This window comes from Inquilinus sp. (assembly GCF_057815775.1).
Window position 1 is genome coordinate 1 of the sequence record NZ_JBYRFX010000974.1, and the last position, 3,144, is coordinate 3,144.

The 3,144-nt window shown below is 69.1% G+C and carries 4 protein-coding genes; 1 reads left to right on the plus strand and 3 read right to left on the minus strand.

Annotated features, from left to right (window positions below):
- Together AC3XYG_RS34925 and AC3XYG_RS34930 are read right to left on the minus strand one after the other, a co-directional pair.
- Positions 1–678: response regulator (locus AC3XYG_RS34925; RefSeq protein WP_489144500.1), on the minus strand; the 678-nt coding region annotated here is incomplete at its 3' end.
- Positions 679–691: 13 nt separating this feature from the next.
- Complete coding sequence (locus AC3XYG_RS34930) at positions 692–1,204, minus strand: MarR family winged helix-turn-helix transcriptional regulator (RefSeq protein ID WP_489144497.1); 513 nt, start codon at positions 1,202–1,204, stop codon at positions 692–694.
- Between the two features lie 79 nt (positions 1,205–1,283).
- Between AC3XYG_RS34930 and AC3XYG_RS34935 the strand changes: the two genes are divergently transcribed.
- Positions 1,284–2,177: a branched-chain amino acid aminotransferase gene (locus AC3XYG_RS34935; RefSeq protein ID WP_489144498.1), complete on the plus strand. Its 894-nt coding sequence runs from the start codon at positions 1,284–1,286 to the stop codon at positions 2,175–2,177.
- A 1-nt stretch (position 2,178) separates the two neighbouring features.
- Here AC3XYG_RS34935 and AC3XYG_RS34940 read toward each other — a convergent pair.
- The coding region (locus AC3XYG_RS34940) for an MFS transporter (RefSeq protein ID WP_489144499.1) at positions 2,179–3,144 on the minus strand (966 nt) is incomplete at its 5' end.

The following is a 3,144-nucleotide window of genomic DNA, read 5'->3' on the forward strand; positions in this document are numbered from 1 at the left end:
CAGCACATAGCCTTCGCCGCGCACGGTGTGGAGATAACGGGGCAGGCGCGGATCCGGCTCGATCTTACGCCGAAGTCGCGTCACCTGCACGTCGACTGCCCGGACCCCGCCATCGATCATGCCGGAGTCGGTCAGCGTCTCGCGCGACACGGTCTCACCGGCATGCTGGGCCAGGATGCGCAGCAGGTTCTCCTCGCCGGTGGTCAGGCGGACATGCTCGCCCTCCTGCGTCAATTCGCTGCGCTCGATGTCGAAGGTGAAGCTGCCGAGGCGGATGGTGCCGGCGGCCCGCGCCGGGGCCGGCACCAGGCGGCGCAGGATGCTGTTGATGCGCAGCACCAGCTCGCGCGGCTCGAACGGTTTCGGCAGATAGTCGTCGGCGCCGCTTTCCAACCCGGCGATACGGTCCTCGGCCTCGCTCATCGCCGTCAGCAGCAGGATCGGCGTCGCCAGCCGCTGGCGCAGATCCGCCGTCAGCTGCAGCCCGGTCTCGCCGGGCATCATCACATCCAGCACCAGGAGGTCGAAGGCGATGGCGGCCAGCTTCTCCCGCGCATCGGCGGCGTCGACCGCCACCGTCACCAGGAAGCCGTTCTCGACCAGGTATTTGCGCAGCAGCTCGCGCAGCCGCCGGTCGTCGTCGACGACCAGGATGTGGGCGGGTTCGTCCGGGGTCATCGCCATGGCTGTGCTATCGGCTGGCGACGCGTGGTGCCGGGGTCTCCGGCTCCTCGACGGCGTCGGGCTCGCTCAGGTCGATCAGCCCCTCCAGCACCTTGCGGAAGCCGTCCACCGCGTCCGCCCCGGCGCTGCGATAGGCCTGGCCGATCAGCCGGCGCTGGCTCTCGAACAGCTGGCGCTCCAGCCCAGCGCCCTTGCCGGTCAGGATCAGCAGGCGCTGCCGCCGGTCGCGCTGGCCTTGGCGCTGCTCGACATAACCGCGCTCGACCAGGTCGTTCAAAACCCGCCCCAGGCTCTGCTTGGTGATGCGCAGAATCGCCAGCAGCGCACTGACCGTGATCTCCGGATGCCGCCCGACGAAATAAAGCGCACGGTGATGCGCCCGCCCGAGACCCAGGGTTGCGAGCAGCGCATCGGGCTCGGCAGTGAAGCCGCGATAGGCGTAGAATAGCAGTTCGATGCCTTGTCGGATCTCCTCCTCGCGGAGGAAGAGCGGGTTTACGGGTGATTTTATGTCAGCCATGTTGACTTGATTTGGCCCCGAATGTTACCGCTCGCGGTCTGACAGCGAAACTTAATGACAATCCGGGAAAGGCCCCATCATGTCGACGACTCCCTTCCATGACCGCGACGGCTGGATATGGATGGACGGCAAGCTGGTCGAGTGGCGTAGCGCCAACATCCATGTCCTGACTCACGGGCTACACTACGCCAGTTCTGTATTCGAAGGGGAGCGCGCTTACAACGGCCGCATCTTCAAGGGCACGCAGCATTCCAAGCGGCTGGAGTTCTCGGCCACCACGCTCGGCATGAAGCTGCCCTACAGCACGGCGGAGCTCGATGCCGCGAAGCAGCTGACGCTGGAGAAGAACGGCCTGACCGAAGCTTATCTGCGGCCGGTGGCCTGGCGGGGGTCGGAGATGATGGGGGTTTCGGCCCAGGCCAACACCATCCATGTCGCCATCGCCGTGTGGGAATGGCCCAGCTATTTCTCGGCCGAGGCGAAGATGAAGGGCATCCGCCTGACGCTGTCCGACTGGCGCCGCCCGTCGCCGGATTCGGCGCCGGTGCACGCCAAGGCCGCCGGCCTGTACATGATCTGCACCCTGGCCAAGCACAAGGCCGAGGCCGAGGGCTACCAGGACGCGCTGATGTACGACTACCGCGGCTATGTCGCCGAGGCGACCGGCGCCAATGTGTTCATCGCCATCGACGGCAAGCTTCACACGCCGACGGCGGATTGCTTCCTGAACGGCCTGACCCGGCAGACGGCGATCGAGCTGGCGCGCCGCAACGGCATCGAGGTGATCGAGCGCCATATCCAGCCGGACGAGTTGGCGAAGGCCACCGAGGTGTTCCTGACCGGCACGGCGGCGGAGATCACCCCGGTCGGCGAGATCGGGGCGCATCGCTTCACCCCGGGCCAGATCTGCAAGACCGTCATGGACGCCTATTCCGACGAAGTGCGGAAGGCGCCGAAGGCCGCCGCGGCTTGATCTAACGAGGCGAGGGGCGGCTGGCCGCAACGGTCAGCCGCCATGCCGCCCAGGCGCCGAACACGGCCAGCGGCAGGGCGGTGACGAACACCCACAGCGCCGCCGCCCGGGCGGTTTCGACCGTGAGGCCCGCGCCGAAGCCGACCAGGTTGGCCGTCGCGCCGGCAATGGCGGCGCCCACCGCCCCGCCGGTCTGGCGCACCGCGATCAGCGCCGAGCTGCCGATCGCCCGGTCGTCAACGGCCAGGGTGCCGATCAGCCGGCGGTTCAGCAGGCTGGAGGAAAAGCCGAAGCCGGCCCCCATCAGCAGCGACGCGCCGACGATCCAGATCAGCGGGGCGTCGCGCATCACCAGCACCAGCAGCACCGCCCCGGCCAGGATGCAGACGGCGCCGCGCAGCAGCCAGCGCAGCTCCCCTGCGCCGGTCGCGCCGGCGACGACGAAGGCGGCCAGGGTCCAGGCCAGGGCATTGCCCCCGACGACATAGCCGGCCCAGAGCGGCGACAGGCCATGCAGGGTCTGCAGGATCGCCGGCCCGTAGACGCTCAGCGGCATCGATGTGGCTATCAGGGCGAAGAGGGCGGCATAGGCGGTGCCGCAGACCGTGCGCAGGTCGCCGGCCTGCCGCGGCAGCAGCCGGACCCGGGCGCCGCCGTCGATTCGCAGCACCAGCACCAGAATGCCCAGGCCGGCCGCGACCAGCACCAGGGCCGCGGCGGGACTCGGGATCACATCCGCCATCGCGATGGCGCCGACGCCCAGGGCGAGGCCGCCGATCTGCGGCCAGGGCACGCCCCGCTCACCGCCGGTCGGCACGGTGCCCTTCAGCAGCCAGGGTGAAGCGGCGGCGAACAGCACGGACTGCGCCGTGAACAGCCAGAACACGGCGCGCCAGTCGCCGGCCTGGGCGAACAGGCCGCCGACCAGGGGGCCGAGCACCGTGGCGATGCCCCAGATGCCGGAGGC

What these genes read in the sequence shown, in the direction of transcription:
- AC3XYG_RS34935 (WP_489144498.1), top strand. Translation starts at nt 1,284, where the DNA reads ATGTCGACGACTCCCTTCCATGACCGCGACGGCTGGATATGGATGGAC.
- AC3XYG_RS34930 (WP_489144497.1), bottom strand. Translation starts at nt 1,204, where the DNA reads ATGGCTGACATAAAATCACCCGTAAACCCGCTCTTCCTCCGCGAGGAG.